At 72.2% G+C, this 18,408-nt stretch carries 16 protein-coding genes; 4 read left to right on the forward strand and 12 right to left on the reverse strand.

Annotation, left to right across the window (positions count from 1 at the left end):
* Nucleotides 1–108: 108 nt before the first annotated feature.
* Nucleotides 109–723 carry a hypothetical protein gene (locus IE118_RS13475; RefSeq protein ID WP_189558049.1) on the forward strand — a complete coding sequence of 205 codons (615 nt, stop codon included), beginning with the start codon at nt 109–111 and terminating at the stop codon, nt 721–723.
* Between the two features lie 246 nt (nt 724–969).
* On the opposite strand, the gene IE118_RS13480 is transcribed toward IE118_RS13475, so the two are convergent.
* The 3 genes from IE118_RS13480 to IE118_RS13490 all read right to left on the reverse strand — a co-directional run bounded on the left by IE118_RS13480 (nt 970) and on the right by IE118_RS13490 (nt 3,089).
* Nucleotides 970–1,614, reverse strand: coding sequence for a hypothetical protein (locus tag IE118_RS13480; RefSeq protein ID WP_189558050.1), 645 nt, complete (start codon nt 1,612–1,614; stop codon nt 970–972).
* Between the two features lie 68 nt (nt 1,615–1,682).
* Nucleotides 1,683–2,384: a ribonuclease HII gene (rnhB, locus tag IE118_RS13485; RefSeq protein ID WP_189558051.1), complete on the reverse strand. Its 702-nt coding sequence runs from the start codon at nt 2,382–2,384 to the stop codon at nt 1,683–1,685.
* An 81-nt stretch (nt 2,385–2,465) separates the two neighbouring features.
* The gene (locus IE118_RS13490; protein WP_189558052.1) at nt 2,466–3,089 is read right to left on the reverse strand and encodes a TetR/AcrR family transcriptional regulator; all 624 of its coding nucleotides are present in this window, start codon (nt 3,087–3,089) and stop codon (nt 2,466–2,468) included.
* A 185-nt stretch (nt 3,090–3,274) separates the two neighbouring features.
* Here IE118_RS13490 and IE118_RS13495 point away from each other — a divergent pair, with 185 nt between their 5' ends.
* Nucleotides 3,275–4,822 (forward strand): MFS transporter, encoded by a 1,548-nt coding sequence (locus IE118_RS13495; protein WP_189558053.1) that lies wholly within the window; start codon nt 3,275–3,277, stop codon nt 4,820–4,822.
* 295 nt (nt 4,823–5,117) lie between these two features.
* Here IE118_RS13495 and IE118_RS13500 read toward each other — a convergent pair whose 3' ends face one another.
* From IE118_RS13500 to IE118_RS13510, 3 genes are all read right to left on the reverse strand, one after another.
* Nucleotides 5,118–6,026: an ADP-ribosylglycohydrolase family protein gene (locus IE118_RS13500; RefSeq protein ID WP_189558054.1), complete on the reverse strand. Its 909-nt coding sequence runs from the start codon at nt 6,024–6,026 to the stop codon at nt 5,118–5,120.
* Nucleotides 6,027–6,056: 30 nt separating this feature from the next.
* Nucleotides 6,057–6,716 carry a histidine phosphatase family protein gene (locus tag IE118_RS13505; RefSeq protein ID WP_189558056.1) on the reverse strand — a complete coding sequence of 220 codons (660 nt, stop codon included), beginning with the start codon at nt 6,714–6,716 and terminating at the stop codon, nt 6,057–6,059.
* Nucleotides 6,717–6,859: 143 nt separating this feature from the next.
* Nucleotides 6,860–7,465 (reverse strand): YdbC family protein, encoded by a 606-nt coding sequence (locus IE118_RS13510; RefSeq protein WP_189558057.1) that lies wholly within the window; start codon nt 7,463–7,465, stop codon nt 6,860–6,862.
* A 157-nt stretch (nt 7,466–7,622) separates the two neighbouring features.
* On the opposite strand from IE118_RS13510, the gene IE118_RS13515 reads away from it, so the two are divergent.
* Nucleotides 7,623–8,156 carry a TerD family protein gene (locus IE118_RS13515; protein ID WP_189558059.1) on the forward strand — a complete coding sequence of 178 codons (534 nt, stop codon included), beginning with the start codon at nt 7,623–7,625 and terminating at the stop codon, nt 8,154–8,156.
* A 120-nt stretch (nt 8,157–8,276) separates the two neighbouring features.
* Here IE118_RS13515 and IE118_RS13520 read toward each other — a convergent pair whose 3' ends face one another.
* The 3 genes from IE118_RS13520 to nrdR form a co-directional block, all read right to left on the reverse strand.
* On the reverse strand, nt 8,277–8,477 hold the full coding sequence (locus tag IE118_RS13520) for a hypothetical protein (RefSeq protein WP_189558061.1): 201 nt from the start codon (nt 8,475–8,477) through the stop codon (nt 8,277–8,279).
* A 74-nt stretch (nt 8,478–8,551) separates the two neighbouring features.
* A complete protein-coding gene (locus IE118_RS13525; protein ID WP_189558063.1) occupies nt 8,552–11,446 on the reverse strand; it encodes a vitamin B12-dependent ribonucleotide reductase in 2,895 nt (964 codons plus the stop codon).
* Between the two features lie 165 nt (nt 11,447–11,611).
* Nucleotides 11,612–12,169, reverse strand: coding sequence for a transcriptional regulator NrdR (gene nrdR / locus IE118_RS13530; protein ID WP_189558065.1), 558 nt, complete (start codon nt 12,167–12,169; stop codon nt 11,612–11,614).
* A gap of 518 nt (nt 12,170–12,687) precedes the next feature.
* Between nrdR and lexA the strand changes: the two genes are divergently transcribed.
* The gene (lexA, locus tag IE118_RS13535; RefSeq protein WP_189558066.1) at nt 12,688–13,467 is read left to right on the forward strand and encodes a transcriptional repressor LexA; all 780 of its coding nucleotides are present in this window, start codon (nt 12,688–12,690) and stop codon (nt 13,465–13,467) included.
* A 145-nt stretch (nt 13,468–13,612) separates the two neighbouring features.
* Here the strand turns inward: lexA and IE118_RS13540 are convergent, their stop codons facing one another.
* The 3 genes from IE118_RS13540 to IE118_RS13550 form a co-directional block, all read right to left on the reverse strand.
* Nucleotides 13,613–15,628 carry an ATP-dependent DNA helicase gene (locus tag IE118_RS13540; protein ID WP_189558067.1) on the reverse strand — a complete coding sequence of 672 codons (2,016 nt, stop codon included), beginning with the start codon at nt 15,626–15,628 and terminating at the stop codon, nt 13,613–13,615.
* 125 nt (nt 15,629–15,753) lie between these two features.
* Entirely contained in the window at nt 15,754–16,425 is a 672-nt protein-coding gene (locus tag IE118_RS13545; RefSeq protein WP_189558172.1) for a GNAT family N-acetyltransferase, read from the reverse strand.
* Nucleotides 16,320–18,167, reverse strand: a complete 1,848-nt coding sequence (locus tag IE118_RS13550; RefSeq protein ID WP_189558068.1) for an IucA/IucC family protein — start codon at nt 18,165–18,167, stop codon at nt 16,320–16,322. The genes IE118_RS13545 and IE118_RS13550 overlap by 106 nt, the downstream gene beginning before the upstream one ends.
* Nucleotides 18,168–18,408 lie beyond the last annotated feature (241 nt).

The following is an 18,408-nucleotide window of genomic DNA, read 5'->3' on the forward strand; positions in this document are numbered from 1 at the left end:
GACGTACGCACCCGCACGGCTCGCCCGCCGATCAGGTAGGGCTCTGTTGCGTGCGCGCTCCCCCAATCCGTCCCCGCCCGCAGTCCGGGCGTAGCCGAAGGGAGGACCGTGACCTTCGGATTCGCTCCGTCCTCGGCGGCATCGCTGTCGACGCCCGCCGCTTCCGCCACCCGTGTGCTCGAGCCTGCGGAGTGGGCCGCCGCGGGAATCCCGCTGCTGCGCAGTCCGCGCGAGGTCGTCAGCGGACTGCACGCCCGGCATCGTCCGGGTCCCGCCACCGCGGTCGTCGCCGTGCTGGATCCGGACGAACGCGTGCGGGCGAGCGCCTCGTTCACCCGCCGCACCACCTCCGCGGACGGCTGGATGCTCCGCAACGTGCTGCTGGCCCAGTTGCGCCGGGTCATCCCGCACGACCTGCGGCGCCGCACCCCGGTGCGCACCGCCGTGCTGCTCTACTGCCGTGAGGGCGACGCGCGTTGGACCGAGGAGGACGGCGCGTGGATGTGGGGGCTGCGGGACGCCTGCACGTTGCACGGGCTGCGCTGCGGGGCCTACATCACGCTGACCCGTGACGGCTGGCAGGTGCTCGGCGAAGGGCGTGGCGGACGCCATCCCAGCGCCGGTTCGGCACCGGAGCCGTTCGCCATGTCCGAGGCACCGCCCCGGATTCCGCGCACCGGCGGTGCCGCCTCGGAGGTGCTGCGCCGCGCGGCGGCCCGCTGACGCGAGGTGCTGCGCCGCGCGGCGGCCCGCCGACGTCGCGCGGGCGCCGTCCGGACGCCCGGAGCCGCGCGAGCGCGCGAGACGGGTGGCGGGACGGCGTGGGCCGGACGACGGGCGGGAGCGCAGGCGGTGTCGGCCGCCCGCACCGGCCGGCCCCGGGCACACCGGGGCGCCGGCCGTGCGAACGCCGCCTGCGCGGCGCTCGCGCCACCGGCCCGGTCTCCGGGCGGCCGCGATGGCGCCGGATCAGGCAGCCGTCCCCAGCATCGAGTTGATCCGCTGCGGGTCACCGCAGACGATCAGCAGGGCGCCGGCGCGGGTGTGCGCCGCCGACAGGGCGGAGACGGCCGCGGACTCCGGACCGCCGTTGACGGCGACCACGACGACCGGCCGCGCTCCCGCACGGCTCGCGATCTCGACGTCCGCGTAGAAGACGTCGTCGCCGGAGTCGTGCTGGGCCCAGTAGGACGCTTCGCCGAAGGACAGTTCGTGGGTGGCCCACGGGTGTTGCTCGCCGGTGGTGATCACCAGGACGTCGCCGGGGGCACGCCCCGAGTCCAGCAGCAGGTCCACCGCTTCCTCGGCGGCGTCGAGCGCCCCCTCGGCGGAGGCCGGGATCAACTGGATCTGCGGGGTGGTCGGGGTGGGTACGGACTCGGCCGCCGGGGCCGGCTTGGCCGCGGGGGCCGGCTTCGCCGTGGGGGCCGGCTTGGCCGCGGGGGCCGCGTCGCGCGGCGCGCGCTGCGCCGGCGGAACGGGCCGTGGCGGACCGGGACGGCCGGGACGCGGCGGAGCCGCGGGGCGGGGACCGGGTACGGGGCGGGGGGTCGACGCGGTGCGGGGACCCTGGGCACTCTCGTGAATCTGAGGCTCCTCGGGAATGAGAGGCATGAGCTGATTTTTATCAAACGTTGGTACGACACGCGCCGCCGGGTGGGCACATGAGTACGAGTGGCAGGTCAGAAGTCGAAGCCGAGCTGACCCTCGATCTCCGGAACGCGCCCGTCGGCCCAGCTGCGGACCTTCTTGAGGTGCCGCCACTGGGGCAGCGCATCAAGATACGCCCACGACAACCGGTGGTACGGAGTGGGGCCCCGGACCTCCAGTGCGGCCCTGTGCACGGGTGACGGATACCCGGCGTTGTCCGCGAAACCGAAGTCTGCATGGTCGGCGCCCAGTTCGGCCATCATTTTGTCGCGCTGAACCTTGGCGATCACGGAGGCGGCCGCGACCGCCACGCACGACTGGTCGCCCTTGATGACGGTGCGGACCCGCCAGGGCGACCCGAGGTAGTCGTGCTTGCCGTCGAGGATCACCGCGTCGGGCCGGACCGGCAGCGCGTCCAGCGCGCGGACCGCCGCCAGCCGCAGCGCAGCGGTCATCCCCAGGTGGTCGATCTCCTCGGGGGAGGCGTGACCCAGCGCGTACGAGGTGACCCAGGTCCGCAGTGTCTGCGCGAGTTCGGTGCGCCGCTTGACGGTGAGGAGCTTGGAGTCGGTGAGCCCCTGCGGGGGCCGGCGGAGTCCGGTGACCGCGGCGCAGACGGTGACGGGGCCGGCCCAGGCACCGCGCCCCACCTCGTCGACACCCGCAATGATCTTCGCCCCGGTCGTGGCGCGGAGAGAGCGCTCGACGGTGTGAGTAGGTGGTTCGTACGGCATCGCGCCCTTAGCGTACGCCGCCCGCGTCGGCGTGCGACACCCCGGTCCCCGGTGAGGACCGGGGTGCGCCCGGCCGACGGGTCAGCCGTCGGCGGGCCGCAGCAGCGGGACCATCAACTGGTCGATCATCTCCTCCAGATCGATGTCGGCCAGTTCGCTGCCGCACATCTTCGACCGGTACATCATCATCGCCGGGACCGCGTCGAAGACGTAGCCGTTGGCCGCGTCCGCGCGCACCTCCCCGCGCTCGATCCCGCGCTCGATCACCTCGCGCAGCATTCTGATGGTCGGTTCCACGACCCCGTCGAAGATGACGGCGTGGAAGCGCTCGGCCTGCGTGCTGTCGCACTCGTAAATGACCGAGCGCACCGCGAACCCGGAGCGGGAGAACATCGCGTCGCGCGCCCGTCGGCACAGGTCGAGCAGGTCCTCGCGCACGCTCCCGTGGTCCGGCACCGCGTCGAACTGCGGCAGCCCGGCCCGCAGGGCGTCGGCGACCAGGTCCTCCTTGGACGGCCAGCGCCGGTAGACGGCGGCCTTGCCGGTCTGGGCGGCGGACGCGACGCCTTCCATCGTCAGGCCGTTCCAGCCGACCGTGCTGAGCTGTTCCAGGGCGGCATCGAGGATCGCGCGTTCCAGTACGGCGCCTCGGCGACGGGAAGCGGCCGTCTGAGCAGGGGACGCCGCCCAGCTCGAAGTAACCATCTGACTCTCTCCAACGAGCAGCGGAAACGGGCATTCGGGGATGAAGAACACGCCGCGCGGCGACTGAGGGGGACACGCCGGACGACAACTCCTTGAGTGAACGCTTGCGTTCACTGTCAGGGACTTCTACCGTGGGCGCAACAGTGAACGCGAGCGTTCACTGAAGCCTTCGTGGGGGACCCATAGTGACAACCTCTCCTTTGATCCATGACCGGAAGCCGGGTGCGGCCCGCCGGGGCGGGCGCCCCGGCATCGCGCTCGCCGTCATCGCGGCCTGCCAGCTCATGGTGGTACTCGACGCGACGATTGTGAACATCGCGCTGCCGCACATCCAGAACGCTCTCGAGTTCAGCACCACCGACCTCACCTGGGTGGTCAGCGCCTACACACTGACGTTCGGCGGTCTGCTCCTGCTGGGCGGCCGTGCGGGCGACATCCTCGGCCGCCGCCGGGTCTTCATGAGCGGCATCCTGCTGTTCACCCTGGCCTCGCTGCTCGGCGGGTTCGCCCAGGAGCCGTGGCAGCTGCTGGCGGCGCGCGTGCTCCAGGGCGTGGGCGGTGCCATCGCCTCGCCCACGTCGCTGGCGCTCATCACCACCACGTTCCCGGAAGGGCCCGAGCGCAATCGGGCCTTCGGCGTCTTCGCCGCGGTCTCCGCGGGCGGCGGCGCCATCGGACTGCTCGCGGGCGGCATGCTCACCGAGTGGCTCGACTGGCGGTGGGTGCTCTTCGTCAACGTGCCGATCGGCCTGCTGATCGCCGTCCTGACGCCGATGTACATCAACGAGTCCGAGCGGCACTCCGGCCGCTTCGACATAGCCGGAGCGGTGACCTCCACCGCCGGTATGGCCTCCCTCGTCTACGGCTTCATCCGCGCCGCGGAGGAGGGCTGGCGCGACGGCCTGACCATCGCCTCCTTCACGGCCGCCGTGGTCCTGCTGGTCGCCTTCGCACTGATCGAGTCCCGGGCCAGGGAACCGATCACCCCGCTGCGCATGTTCACCGACCGCAACCGCGCGGGCACCTACGTGATCATGCTCAGCCTGGCCGCGGCGATGTTCGGCATGTTCTTCTACATCGTCCTCTTCGTGCAGAACGTGCTCGGGTACACCCCGATCGAGGCGGGTCTCGCCTTCCTGCCGGTGACGGTCGTGATCGCGCTCGGAGCGGGCCTCTCGCAGCGGTTCCTGCCCGTGTTCGGCCCCAAGCCGTTCATGCTCGCCGGCTCGGCGCTCGCCGCGACCGGACTGGCCTGGCAGACACTGATCAGCTCCGACAGCTCCTACGTCACGGGCATCCTCGGCCCGATGCTGGTCTTCGGCTTCGGCATGGGCCTGAACTTCGTGACGCTCACCCTCACGGCCGTCTCCGGGGTGGCCCAGCACGAGGCCGGCGCGGCGTCCGGCCTGCTGAACGCCACCCAGCAGGTGGGCGGATCGGTGGGCCTTGCCCTCCTGACCACGGTGTTCGGCACGGCCAGCAGGGACGAGGCGGAGAAGCAGGTGCCGGCCTTCCTCGCCGAGGGGACGGCCGAGCAGAAGGCGGAGTTCGCGCGGACGCAGCAGCTGCCCGCGCCCTGGGGGCACGAGGTGCTCGCGCAGGGCATCTCCACGGCCTTCGTCCCCGCTGCCGCGATGGCGGTACTCGCCGTGGCCACCGCGTGGTTCGTCATCCGGGTCCGCAAGAGCGACCTGGAGGCACTGTCCGGCACGGCCGGACCCGGCATGGGCTGAGCGGCGGTTTCCGCGGGCCGGGCCCGGCGGACCTCCGGCCGGCGTCACGGGGGCCGGCCGGAGAACGCCGGGCCGGCCCGCGGGACACGGCACTCCGGGGTCCGGGGCGAGCCGGACGGCGAGCCACGCCTCCGAGGTCATAGGACCCGCCCCTCTCCGCGACCGACGACACCCGCAACGACCCACCCGCACGGGCCGGATCTCCAGCCTCACCGAGTGGTTGACCGGACAACGACCGGTCGGTCACGGAGGGTTCCCGGGACACACGGAGCGTCCCGGTCCGGTGCTCGGGGACTCAGAAGGCGGCCCGCGTCCACTCCGGCAGCGGCTCGACCCGGCCCGCCCATTCGGCGGGCGGCGCCCCCGCCTTGCCCGCGGCGACCACCCCTCCGACGATCGCGCAGGTCGTGTCGACGTCCCCGCCCACCTGCGCGGTCGTCCAGAAGGCCCGCTCGTAGTCACCGAGGGACCGGGCCGCCGACCAGAGCGCGAAGGGCACCGTGTCGTGGGCCGTGGTACGCCGTCCGCAGCCCAGCACGGCCGCGACGGTCGCCGCGTCGGCGTAGTCGAGCATGTCCCGGCCCCGGCGCAGACCCGCGCCGACGGCACTCCTCGCCGGCACCAGTGCGATCACCCCGTCGAGCAGGGCGTCCGGGGCGGGCGGTCCGCCCGGCGCGGCGGCGAGCGCGGCGGCCGCGGCGACCGCCATGGCGCCGACCACGGCCTCACGGTGCTGGTGGGTGGGGTAGGCGGAGATCTCCGCCTGGTGGGTGGCCTGCTCCGGGTCGTCCGCGTACCAGGCGCCCAGCGGGGCGATCCGCATCGCGGCGCCGTTGCCCCAGGACCCCTGCCCGTCGAAGAGCGCGGCGGACAGCTCACGCCAGTCCCCTCCCTCGCGGACCAGGCGCAGCAGCCGGTTGACCGCGGGACCGTATCCCCGGTCGAAGTCGTGGTGGTCGGCGAAGGAACGCGCCAGGGCGTCCTGGTCGATCCGGTGGTGCGCGGCCAGGACGGCGACCACGGAGCACGCCATCTCGGTGTCGTCGGTCCACTGCCACTCACCCGGGGGCAGCTCCCGGCGCTTGAGCAGCGGGTAGTTCACGGGCACGAAGAACTGGGAGCCGAGCGCGTCCCCCACGGACAGTCCGCGCAGGCTGGCCAGGGCGCGCTCCAGGCGCCCGGCGGAAGAGGAATCAGCGGTCATCGCCCTGCCACTCTATCCGTGCCCCCGTGTCTATCCGGTGATCCCGTACGGTTCCGGTTCGCGCCAGCGTTCGAAGGGCCGGTCGAGGGTGTACTTGCCGTTCTCCCCCAGAACGAGCATCCGCATCTCGGCGTTCCCCGGGTTCGACAGCGACTCGAACTCCGCCACCGACCAGTGGAACCACCGCATGCAGAACAGCCGCATGGCCAGCCCGTGGGTGACGATCAGGACGTTCGGCGGATGGTCCGGGGCCTCGAAGCTGCGGAAGAGGCTTTCGAGGAAACCGCCGACCCGGTCGTAGACGTCGGCTCCGGACTCACCCTGGGCGAAGCGGTAGTAGAAGTGCCCGTACGCGTCCCGGTACGCCTTCTGCAGGCGTACGTCCTCGCGGTCCTGCCAGTTCCCCCAGTCCTGCTCGCGCAGCCGCGGTTCCTCGCGCACGCGTATCTGTGCGGGGTCGAACCGGAAGGCGCTCAGTGTCTGGTGCGTCCGCCGGTACGGGGAGACGTAGACGCTGACGCGCTCCTGGCCGAACAGGGTGCGCAGCCGCTCCCCCGTCTCCTCGGCCTGCCGCCGGCCCCGCTCGGTGAGGGCGAGGGCGTGGTCGGGTTCGCGTTCGTAGACGGAGTCATCGACATTGCCCGTCGACTCGCCGTGCCGGACAAGGACGATGCGCCGTGGTCGTGCCATGCCAAGACCCTAGATCGGGTCACGTCCCCACGGGCAACTCGTGCGGGCCCCGTACGGCGTATGTCACACATGCTCCACACCGTGCACACTCCGGGAGTGACCCGGCCCACCCGCACCGGGGGCGCGCCGTCCGCTTCCCGGGTTCAGACCGTCCAGGCCGCTTCCATGTCGACGACGTCTCCCGCCAGGGCCGCCACGTCGGCCTCCGTCTGCGCGCGCAGGGCGAGCCGCTCGATCCGCTCGGTGCGGTACTTGCCGTGCTCGGCGGCCGAGCGCCACATCGACAGCACCAGGAACTCGTGCCCGGGCGCCTCGCCGAACAGCCCCCGGACCATGCCGGGCGAGCCGGCCATCGCCGGGTTCCAGACCTTCTCCTGCATCAGCACGAAGTGTTCCGCCCGCTCCTCGTGGACCCGGCACAGGGCCACCCGGAGCAGGTCGGCGTCGGTGAAGCGCGGCTCGAATCCGGTCTTCACGTCGAAACGGTGGTCGAAGAGCCTGACCTGGGCGTCCTTGAAGGTGCCCGACTGGGTCGAGGCGAGCCGGTCGTGGGAGCGCGCCATGAAGGAGTCGTAGAAGGCGCGGCTCTCCCAGAAGGAGAAGATGTGCGCCACGTCAGGCCGTCCCCGGCTCCAGCCCCCGCCCTGCCCCCGAAACCCCGGCTCCCCCAGAAGCCCCGCCCACTTCCGCTGCCCCCGCTCGAACCCGCGGCGGTCCACCACGGTGCAGCGAATCCACTTGACCAGCACCGCGCCATCGTAAGGCCCCGGGGCGTGGCGTCGGTCACCCTCGGCGGGACTGCTTCGCGACGCCTGTCGTCGCGCGCATGGCAGGATGGACAACCTGCCACGAACGCCCGGCAGTTGGGGTGAGCCGGGCAGGACGGTCACGGGAAGGGGAAGACTGGTGAACGGCCTCAGCAAGGGCTTCGGAAAGGTCGAGATCGCATTGCGGTGGGACCCGAGTCCGTCGGGTGAACCCTCCACCGACCTGGACCTCGTCGCCGCGCCCTATCCGGCGGGCGACCCCCACGGTGATCCCGCCTACGTGGTGCACTTCGACAGTCGCTCTCCCGACGGCACCATCATCCTCAACCGGGACAGCAAGGACGGTCAGGGCTTCGGCTACGACGAGGTCATGACGCTGGAGCTGCACCGGCTCGACGAGCGGTACGCGCGCGTGGTGGTCGGGGTGGTGATACAGCAGCACCGGACGCGGCGGACCTTCTCCGACGTGGGCAACCCGGGTCTGCGCATCCGCGAGGGGTACACGGTCCTGGCCGAGGACGACTTCGGCGGTGTCCCGGGCGCCACGGCGGCGACGGTCGCGGAGTTCGTCCGCGAAGGGTCGGGCCCGTGGGAGTTCCGCCCCGGTGTCCAGGGCTTCGACGGCGACCCGGTGGACTTCTCCCGCGCGATGGGAACCGCCCGCCGGGCCTGACGGCGCGAAGGCCCGGGCCCGGCGGGCCCGGGCCGGGCGGCCGCATGCCGCGGACCGGGGTGCCGGAGGTCCGGTGCGCCCACCCGCGGCGGGCACACGGACAGCCCGCGGGTCCCCCGCTCACGGCCGCCCGTCGCGGAAGGCGCGCAGATCGAGTTCGGGCGCCATGGAGTCCGCCCGCCACACCATCCGACGGTCCCCGGCCGCGAGGCCCTCCCGGGCCACGCCGCACCGGTCCGCACGGTCGGTGACGGCGAGGCAGGACCCGCGGACCCGGTCCCGACCCGCCTCGGTCGCGGCGTCGCCCTCAGCGGCGGACACGCCGAGGGCGGTGGCGCCGGAAACCGGCCCCACCGCCCTGGCCGGGCGCCGTCACGCCCGGACTGTGACCGGTGTCAGCTGCAGCCGCTCGTCGAGCCGCAGCCCTCGCAGATGTAGCAGGAACCGGCCCGCTGCATCTTCGTACCGCACGAGAAGCACAGCGGGGCGTCCGCCTGGATGCCCAGCTGCATCTCGACCAGCTCGGCGCTGGTGTGGGCCTGCTTCGGGGCGGGCGCGGCCGCCACCGGCTCGGTCTTCGGCGCGGCGACCGCCTTCAGTTCCTGGGCCAGCGGCGCCGACTGGGCCAGGCCCTCGACGTCCAGCTCGTCGTCGGTCGGCTCGTACGAACCGGTCTCCAGGTGACGCTGACGCTCCTCGGCGGAGTGGATGCCGAGCGCGGAGCGCGTCTCGAAGGGCAGGAAGTCCAGCGCCAGGCGGCGGAAGATGTAGTCGACGATCGACTGCGCCATCCGCACGTCCGGGTCATCCGTCATACCGGCCGGCTCGAAGCGCATGTTGGTGAACTTCGAGACGTAGGTCTCCAGCGGCACGCCGTACTGGAGGCCCACGGAGACGGCGATGGAGAAGGCGTCCATCATGCCGGCGAGGGTGGAACCCTGCTTGGACATCTTCAGGAAGACCTCACCGAGACCGTCGTCCGGGTAGGAGTTGGCGGTCATGTAGCCCTCGGCGCCACCGACGGTGAAGGAGGTGGTGATGCCGGGACGGCCCTTGGGGAGGCGCTTGCGGACCGGGCGGTACTCGACCACCTTCTCGACCGCGGCGCGGATCGTCTCCTCGGCCTTCTCGGTGACCTCGGCCTTCTCCTTCTCCTTGGTCTTCGCGGAGAGCGGCTGGCCGACCTTGCAGTTGTCGCGGTAGATCGCGAGCGCCTTGACGCCGAGCTTCCAGGCCTCGAAGTAGATCTCCTCGACCTCCTCGACGGTCGCCGACTCCGGCATGTTGACCGTCTTGGAGATGGCGCCGGAGATCCAGGGCTGGATCGCGGCCATCATGCGGACGTGGCCCATCGGGGAGATGGCGCGCTCGCCCATGGCGCAGTCGAAGACCTCGTAGTGCTCCGGCTTGAGGCCGGGCGCGTCGATCACGTTGCCGTTCTCGGCGATGTGGGCGACGATCGCCTCGATCTGCTCCTCCTGGTAGCCCAGGCGGCGCAGGGCCTGCGGGACGGTGCCGTTGACGATCTGCATGGAGCCGCCGCCGACGAGCTTCTTGAACTTGACCAGCGCCAGGTCCGGCTCGACACCGGTGGTGTCGCAGGACATCGCCAGACCGATGGTGCCGGTCGGGGCGAGCACCGACGCCTGGGCGTTGCGGAAGCCGTTCTTCTCGCCGACGCGGATCACGTCCTGCCAGGCCTCGGTGGCCGCGGCCCACACCGGGGTGTCCAGGTCGTCCATGCGCACGGCCGTGCCGTTGGCGTCGGCGTGCTGCTTCATGACGCGCTGGTGGGCGTCGGCGTTGCGGGCGTAGCCGTCGTAAGGGCCGACGATCGCGGCGAGCTCGGCGGAGCGCCGGTACGCCGTGCCGGTCATCAGGGAGGTGATGGCACCGGCCAGGGAGCGGCCGCCGTCGGAGTCGTAGGCGTGGCCGGTCGCCATCAGCAGGGCGCCGAGGTTGGCGTAGCCGATGCCGAGCTGGCGGAACGCGCGGGTGTTCTCACCGATCTTCTCGGTCGGGAAGTCCGCGAAGCAGATCGAGATGTCCATCGCGGTGATGACCAGCTCGACGACCTTCTGGAAGCGCTCGGCCTCGAAGGACTGGTTGCCCAGGCCGTCGTCCTTGAGGAACTTCATCAGGTTCAGCGAGGCCAGGTTGCAGGACGTGTTGTCCAGGTGCATGTACTCGCTGCACGGGTTCGACGCGGTGATCCGGCCGGACTCGGGGCAGGTGTGCCAGTTGTTGATGACACCGTCGTACTGGATGCCCGGGTCGGCGCAGGCCCACGCGGCTTCGGCGATCTTGCGGAAGAGGACCTTGGCGTCGACCTCCTCGATGACCTCGCCGGTCATCCGGGCGCGCAGGCCGAACTTGCCGCCCTGCTCGACCGCCCGCATGAACTCGTCGTTGACGCGGACCGAGTTGTTGGCGTTCTGGTACTGGACGGAGGCGATGTCGTCGCCGCCCAGGTCCATGTCGAAGCCCGCGTCGCGCAGGACGCGGATCTTCTCCTCCTCCTTGACCTTCGTCTCGACGAAGTCCTCGATGTCCGGGTGGTCGACGTCCAGGACGACCATCTTGGCGGCGCGGCGGGTGGCGCCCCCGGACTTGATCGTGCCGGCGGAGGCGTCGGCTCCGCGCATGAAGGAGACCGGGCCGGAGGCGTTGCCGCCGGAGGAGAGCAGCTCCTTGGAGGAGCGGATGCGGGAGAGGTTCAGGCCGGCGCCGGAGCCGCCCTTGAAGATCATGCCCTCTTCCTTGTACCAGTCGAGGATCGACTCCATGGAGTCGTCGACGGACAGGATGAAGCAGGCGGAGACCTGCTGCGGCTGGGGCGTGCCCACGTTGAACCACACGGGGCTGTTGAAGCTGAAGATCTGGTGCAGGAGGGCGTACGCCAGCTCGTGCTCGAAGATCTCGGCGTCGGCGGGCGAGGCGAAGTACTTGTAGTCCTCACCGGCCTTCCGGTACGTCTTCACGATGCGGTCGATCAGCTGCTTGAGGCCGGTCTCGCGCTGCGGGGTGCCCACGGCACCGCGGAAGTACTTGCTGGTCACGATGTTGACCGCGTTCACCGACCAGAAGTCGGGGAACTCCACGCCGCGCTGCTCGAAGTTGACCGAGCCGTCGCGCCAGTTGGTCATGACGACGTCACGGCGCTCCCAGGCCACCTCGTCGTAGGGGTGGACTCCCGGGGTGGTGTGGATGCGCTCGACCCGCAGCCCCTTGCCGGTCTTGTTGCCCTTGGCGCGGGAACTCCGTGCCGGACCGCTCGCCGTCTCTGTCATGCCGCCTCCCTGGTACGGGCGAAAACGCCCTGAAGTGCCCCGATTGTTCCCGTGGCACGGTGTTCTGTCTGGTGCTGCGGGCACCACTCACCTGCCCGCAACGCGTCCTCTCATCGCCGCCGCCCGGCCGTTCCCGTGACCTCACGCCCGGGACCGGCCCGCCGGTCAGCCGGCGGCGGGAGCGGGCCGGGGAACCTGGGCAGTTCCCGCGGACCCGCTGTCGTCTTCCTGGCTCCCCGGAACGGCCCCGACGCCGTCCCCGTCGCCCTCGGCGGGCCGCTCCGCCCGCCGGAGTTCCGCGATCGCGGCCTCGAAGTCGTCCAGCGAGTCGAACGCCCGGTAGACGGACGCGAACCGCAGGTAGGCGACGAGGTCGAGTTCCTGCAACGGACCGAGTATGGCCAGCCCCACGTCGTGGGTGGTCAGCTCGGCGCTTCCGGTGGCCCGTACCGCCTCCTCGACCCGCTGGCCGAGCTGGGCGAGGGCGTCCTCGGTGACGGGCCGCCCCTGGCAGGCCTTGCGCACACCGTTGATGACCTTGGTGCGGCTGAACGGTTCGGTGACTCCGGACCGTTTGACCACCATGAGCGAACACGTCTCCACGGTGGTGAACCGGCGGGAGCAGTCCGGACACTGGCGGCGCCTGCGGATCGACGTGCCGTCGTCGGTGGTACGGCTGTCGACGACACGGCTGTCGGGGTGCCTGCAGAAGGGGCAGTGCATGAACTCCCAACCCTCCTCACAGCAGACTCGATGACCTCGCGGGCCCTCAGGGGCCTCACGAAGCAGCACCAGCATAGGCGATCGCGGAGGGCTCGAAGACCCGGGGGACCACAACTTCTGGGCCGCTGCCGCAATCCAACCACTAGATGTGGGGATTGGCTCATACATTCACGCTCTGCACGCGTGTCGCGTACGCACCGGAACGGGACGCCGCGCGACGAGGAGATCCCGCGCCTCCGGCGGGGAGGAGGGGTGCGACTCGGCGCGGAAGCGGGGGCCGCTTCCCGCTCGCGGGGGCGCCCGATGGCAGACTGTGGCGGACAACCCGGAAGGTCATCGCCTCGGCGGTGAAGAGTACAACAATAGGCCTGTTTGTCCGGCCGAAGCGTGGCGACCAATACACCTCGACGAGAGATCGTGTACCCCAATTCGCGTTTTTTCACTCGAACGTGTGTTTGGCGCAACCTTTCGAAAGCAACTACCGTTGTGCTGCAGGGAGACCATCGAGAGGGGCCGACGTGACCACCACCGCAGACAGTGCCGCCATCACTGCCCAGGACCGCTCCCAGAGCCGGCTCGAGCCGGTGCACGCGATCAACGAGACCGTGCACCCCGAGGGGCCCAAGCGCTCCCTGCCGGGCCGACCTCCCGGCATCCGGGCGGACAGCTCCGGGCTCACCGACCGCCAGCGCCGGGTGATCGAGGTCATCAGGGACTCGGTGCAGCGACGGGGCTACCCGCCGTCGATGCGCGAGATCGGCCAGGCGGTGGGACTCTCCAGCACCTCCTCGGTGGCCCACCAGCTCATGGCGCTGGAGCGCAAGGGCTTCCTGCGCCGCGACCCGCACCGCCCCCGGGCGTACGAGGTGCGCGGCTCCGACCAGGCCGCCTCCGTGCAGCCCACCGACACCGCCGGCAAGCCGGCCGCCTCCTACGTACCGCTCGTCGGCCGGATCGCCGCCGGTGGCCCGATCCTCGCCGAGGAGTCCGTGGAGGACGTCTTCCCGCTGCCCCGGCAGCTGGTCGGCGACGGTGAGCTGTTCGTGCTGAAGGTCGTGGGCGACTCCATGATCGAGGCCGCGATCTGCGACGGGGACTGGGTCACGGTCCGCCGCCAGCCGGTCGCGGAGAACGGCGACATCGTGGCGGCCATGCTCGACGGCGAGGCGACCGTCAAGCGCTTCAAGCGTGAGGACGGCCATGTGTGGCTGCTGCCGCATAACTCCGCCTACGAGCCGATCCCCGGCGACGACGCGACCATTCTCGGCAAGGTGGTGGCCGTACTGCGCCGCGTCTGAGCTCAGCGCGGGACCGGCCTCGGCCCCGCTCCCTGACCGGACCCCGGAACCCCTGCGCCGGTTCCGGGGTCCTGTGCTGTCCGGACCGCCCTGCGGACGCCACCGGACGGTGGGGCGCCGCCCGTGACCCGGCGCCCCACCACCGTCACTCCGCCCCGGCCCGCTCCTGCTCGCGGGCCTCCTCCTCCTCGGTCTCCGCCCGCACGGCCGCCGCATCGATGGCGGCCAGCGACTTCCTGACCTGATTGCGGTCCGTGGTGTACCAGAAGTCGGGCAGTGAGGCCTTCAGATAACTCCCGTAGCGGGCGGTGGCCAGCCGCTGGTCCAGTACGGCCACCACGCCCCGGTCCCCCGACGCCCGGACGAGACGGCCGGCTCCCTGCGCCATGAGCAGCGCGGCGTGGGTCGCGGCGACCGCCATGAACCCGTTGCCGCCCGCCTCCTCCACGGCCTTCTGGCGGGCGCTCATCAGGGGATCGTCCGGACGCGGGAAGGGGATCTTGTCCATGACCACCAGCTGACAGCTGGGGCCCGGCACGTCGACGCCCTGCCAGAGCGACAGCGTGCCGAACAGACACGTCCGCGGATCGGCCGCGAAGTTCTTGATCAGCTCGCCGAGCGTCTCCTCGCCCTGGAGGAGGATCGGGAACTCCGGGATGCGCGAGCGCAGCTCCTCGGCGGCCAGCTGCGCGGCCCGCATGGAGGAGAACAGGCCCAGGGTGCGGCCACCCGCCGCCTGGATCAGCTCCGTGAGCTCGTCCAGCATGTCGGCGCGGTCCCCGTCACGGGCCGGGCGGGCCAGGTGCTTCGCGACGTACAGGATGCCCTGCCTGGGGTAGTCGAACGGCGAGCCGACGTCCACGCCCTTCCACTGCGGCAGGTCGTCGCCCTCGGTCCCCTCGGGGCCGAGCCCCAGCGACGCGCCCACGCCGTTGAAGTCGCCGCCCAGCTTCAGCGTCGCGGACGTCAGGACGACGGAGCGGTCGGTGAAGAGCTTCTCGCGCAGCAGGCCCGACACGGACATGGGCGCGACCCGCAGCGACGCCCCGAAGCGGTCGTGGCGCTCGTACCAGACGACGTCCCACTCGGAGCCGTTGGTGATCCGCTCCGCCACGTCGTGCACGCCCTCCACGGAGGCCAGTGCCTGCTTGCGGACCGCGTCCTCGTCCTGGACGGACTTGTCGCGGGTGCCGCCGATCGCGGAGATGACGGTCCGGCACGCGTCGCGCAGCGCCATGAGCGCGTAGCCGAGGTCCTCCGGGATCTCCTCCAGGCGGCCCGGCAGGGCCAGCTCCATCAGCCGCTCGAACCCTTCGGCGGCGGTCTGGAGCTGGTCCGCGGCCTTCTCGTCGACCAGCTTCGCCGCGCGCCGCACCGCCCGGTTGACCTGCCCGGGGGTGAGCTCCCCGGTGGCGACACCGGTGACCCGGGAGACCAGCTCGTGGGCCTCGTCGACGATGAGCACCTCGTGCTGCGGGAGCACGGGGGCGCCCTCGATGGCGTCGATCGCCAGCAGGGCGTGGTTGGTGACGACCACCTCGGCGAGCTTGGCGCGCTCCCGGGCGGACTCGGCGAAGCACTCGGCGCCGTACGCGCACTTCGTGGCGCCGAGGCACTCCCGCGACGACACCGACACCTGCGACCAGGCCCGGTCGGACACGCCCGGCGTGAGGTCGTCCCGGTCGCCGGTCTCCGTCTCGTCCGACCAGTCACGCAGGCGCAGCAGGTCCTGGCCCAGTCTGCTGGTGGGGGCCGCCGCCTCGAACTGGTCGAACAGCCCCTCCTCCTCGTCCTGCGGCACGCCCTCGTGCAGCCGGTGCAGGCACAGGTAGTTGGAGCGGCCCTTGAGCATCGCGAACTCCGGGCGGCGGCGCAGCAGCGGATGCAGTGAGTCCACCGTGCGCGGCAGGTCCCGCTCCACGAGCTGGCGCTGCAGGGCCAGGGTGGCCGTCGCCACCACCACACGCTCCCCGTGCGCGAGGGCGGGCACCAGGTAGCCCAGGGACTTGCCGGTGCCGGTGCCGGCCTGGACCAGCAGATGGGTGCCGTCGTCGATCGCCTCGGCGACGGCTTCGGCCATGGTCACCTGGCCGGGACGCTCCGTGCCGCCGACGGCGGCGACGGCGGCGTGCAGGAGTTCGGGGAGTGAGGGCTTCGTCATAGCGCGACCACCCTACGACCCGGCACTGACATTCGTGCGCTCACGGCGAGGGAGGGGGATGTGATCAAGACGGGCTCTCCTGGATCGGGGCGGGAAGGGGCGTGCCGGGCTCGCGCGGGGGAGCGCTACAGCACGTGGCGCAGGGACCGGTCCCTGATCATGAGGGCGGCCCGCTTGGCCGGCAGGTCGGCCTCGGCGGAGAAGCGGAAGCCCGCCTTGAGGAACGCGGCGACGGAGGCGGTGTTGCGCAGGTCGGGCTCCGCGACGACCCGGGACGAGGCGGGCCGGTGGTCGAGGGCGAGGTCGGCGACGGTCCTGAGCAGGACGCCTCCGAGGCCCCGGCCCCGGTCGCCGGCCGGACCGATGAGCACGTGGAGTCCGGTGTCGTGCGGCCGGGCCGGGTAGTGGCGGGCCAGCGGGTCGAGGTCGGCGCGGTAGACCTCCCAGTAGCTCATGGGCGTACCGCCGAGCAGACCCAGGTACGGGACGCTGTGACCGTCTCCGGTGAGCTGGGCCCGGACGTGGTCGGCGGTCAGGGCGGGAGGTCCGGCCAGTTCCCAGAAGGCGGCGACGGCCGGGTCGTTCATCCACCGGGTGAGCAGGGGGAGGTCCCGGCCGGCGCGGACCGGGACGAGCCGGAAGGGACCCGCGGGCGTCGTGGCCGGGCCCCAGCCGGCGGGGTCGCGGACGGTCACGGGTGCAGCGGGTTGGCGATGGTGACGTAGACGGACTGGGTGTCGACCGGGCCGACGAGCTCGTCGAGGCCGTGCAGCCGCGTCAGCAGATTGGCCTTGCAGCGCAGGACGGGTGAGTCCAGCAGGAGCGCGGGCAGCGTGCCGCGGGTGCCGGCCGGTCCGGCGGCCGCCTCGGTGAGGAACCGGCGGAAGGCGGCGAGCAGCAGCCGTTCGTCGGCCAGACGCTGGGAGCCGAGGGCGCCGATCAGTCCGAGGACGTTGTTGACGCCCAGGTAGTAGGCGAAGCGTTCGTCGGTGACCGGGTCGGGGACGAAGGTGTCGCTGTGCCCGCCGATGCCGGGCAGCCGGGCGTCGAGTTCGGCGCGCCGCGACGCGCGGAAGTAGTAGCCCTGGTTGTCCCGGTAGCGGCCGCCCGCGGGCCATCCGTCGGTGTCCAGCAGGACCAGCGTGTTCTGCTGGTGGGCCTCCAGGGCGATGCCGGCCGCCGCGTCCAGCCAGAGCACGGGCCGCACCACCTGTTCGAGGTAGCGCAGGAACCACTCGGCGGCGACGGCCCCGGGCGGGCGCCCCGTCCGGAGGGCGAGGCGGAGGACGATCCCGGCGAGCCGGGACCGCATGGTTCCGCCGGGGCGGGGACGCGGCGAGAGCAGTCCGGCGACGCAGGCGACGTCGTCGCGCGGTCCGAACGGGTTGTGCCGGATCATCAGGTCCAGTCCGGGCACCGGATCGCCGCCGGGGCCCTGCACGGCGAGCCAGGCCGGGTCGCGGACGATGTCGAAGCCGGGGTGCGCGGCCCGCCACTGCCGGGACAGTCCGGTGCGCAGCAGCCGGTGCACCTCGACACCCCGGTGGAGTTCCTTGCGCAGGTTCTCCCGGCGGGAGTTGGTGATGCGCAGGGCCAGCGACAGCTTGAGCATGGCCGGGGCGCCGGTGCGGTGCACGGTCCGCACGGAGGAGGTGGGATGCCAGGGTTCGCCGTGGCCGCCGAGGTCGCGGAGCAGTCCGGCGTCCAGCAGTCCGGCGACGTCCGGGCGGTGGCGGAGCCGGCCCAGTTGCCAGGGGTGGACGGGCAGGGCCGCGTATCCGTCGGGCAGGCGGAGGCCGGGGCCGGCGAGCCGTTCGGTCAGGCGGGGTGCGGCGACGGGGCGCCCGCGCTCGGTCCAGGCGGAGTCGGTGGCCAGCAGCGCGGGGGCGAGGGCGAGCCAGTGCAGCGGGAAGGAGCCGCGCAGTTCGGGCGAGTACCGCTCGGCCTCGGCGTCGGAGAGGCCCTCCCGGCTCTTCGGGGCCGGATGCAGCGGATGCCCGAGGACGAGGGCCTGCTCGGCGGCGAGGAACGGGTCCGGGTGGTCGTCGGGGTTCCGGCGCCGGGCGGTGACGAAGGCGGCGACCCGGCGGACGGAGTCGGCGACGCGCGAGGTGAGGCCGGTGCTGTCGACGTCCGCCGCGCGCGCCGGTTCCGCGCCGGCGGCGTGCTCCCCGGCGAGGAGCGCGGCCAGTGCGACGGCGTCCAGGGGCGGGGCGGAGTCCGGGGCGCCGGCCGGGCGGGGCGATCCGAAGCGGTGCGTGCCGGTCGGGGACCAGTACAGCACCGGGACGAGCAGGGTCGTGCCGCTCGCGGGCAGCGGGATCCGCAGGACGTCACCGTCCGGTGGGGAGAGGGCGGACTCCCGTACCCAGCAGCGCAGGAGGTTCTCGCAGGCCGCCGCCTGGGCCGCCCGGTGGGGGTCGGGCTGTTCCAGCGGGCAGGGTGCGCCGCCCCGGAAGCGGGCGGTGCCGGGCGGTCTGCGGTCCTGGTGCGGGAGCGGTGGGTCGGTGCGGTCGGACGGCGCGGGGGGCGTGTGCATGGGGGTCCTCGTGCGGTGGTGGGGGGCGAGGCGTCGACGGGGGTCGGCGGGCCGGGGGCTCCGGGTGCGGAGTGCGGGCCCCACCGCTACCAACACCGGGCCGCTCACCGGGTTACGGGTCGCCCCGGCTTCCCCGGCCGGGCGGGCCGGCCGACCGGTGGCCCCGCGGCCCCGAACCGGCGGAGCTCCGGACGACCGGCCAGGTCAGGTGGCTTGTAGCCTAACCGTTGCCGTTCCGTCG

Source organism: Streptomyces pilosus (genome assembly GCF_014649835.1).
GTDB classification, from domain to species: Bacteria; Actinomycetota; Actinomycetes; order Streptomycetales; family Streptomycetaceae; genus Streptomyces; species Streptomyces pilosus.

Coding starts and splice junctions, on each gene's coding strand:
- IE118_RS13490 (WP_189558052.1), bottom strand. CDS start 3,089: ATGGTTACTTCGAGCTGGGCGGCGTCCCCTGCTCAGACGGCCGCTTCC.
- rnhB (WP_189558051.1), bottom strand. CDS start 2,384: ATGCCGTACGAACCACCTACTCACACCGTCGAGCGCTCTCTCCGCGCC.
- IE118_RS13540 (WP_189558067.1), bottom strand. CDS start 15,628: ATGACGAAGCCCTCACTCCCCGAACTCCTGCACGCCGCCGTCGCCGCC.
- IE118_RS13500 (WP_189558054.1), bottom strand. CDS start 6,026: ATGACCGCTGATTCCTCTTCCGCCGGGCGCCTGGAGCGCGCCCTGGCC.
- IE118_RS13550 (WP_189558068.1), bottom strand. CDS start 18,167: ATGCACACGCCCCCCGCGCCGTCCGACCGCACCGACCCACCGCTCCCG.
- IE118_RS13505 (WP_189558056.1), bottom strand. CDS start 6,716: ATGGCACGACCACGGCGCATCGTCCTTGTCCGGCACGGCGAGTCGACG.
- IE118_RS13525 (WP_189558063.1), bottom strand. CDS start 11,446: ATGACAGAGACGGCGAGCGGTCCGGCACGGAGTTCCCGCGCCAAGGGC.
- IE118_RS13480 (WP_189558050.1), bottom strand. CDS start 1,614: ATGCCTCTCATTCCCGAGGAGCCTCAGATTCACGAGAGTGCCCAGGGT.
- nrdR (WP_189558065.1), bottom strand. CDS start 12,169: ATGCACTGCCCCTTCTGCAGGCACCCCGACAGCCGTGTCGTCGACAGC.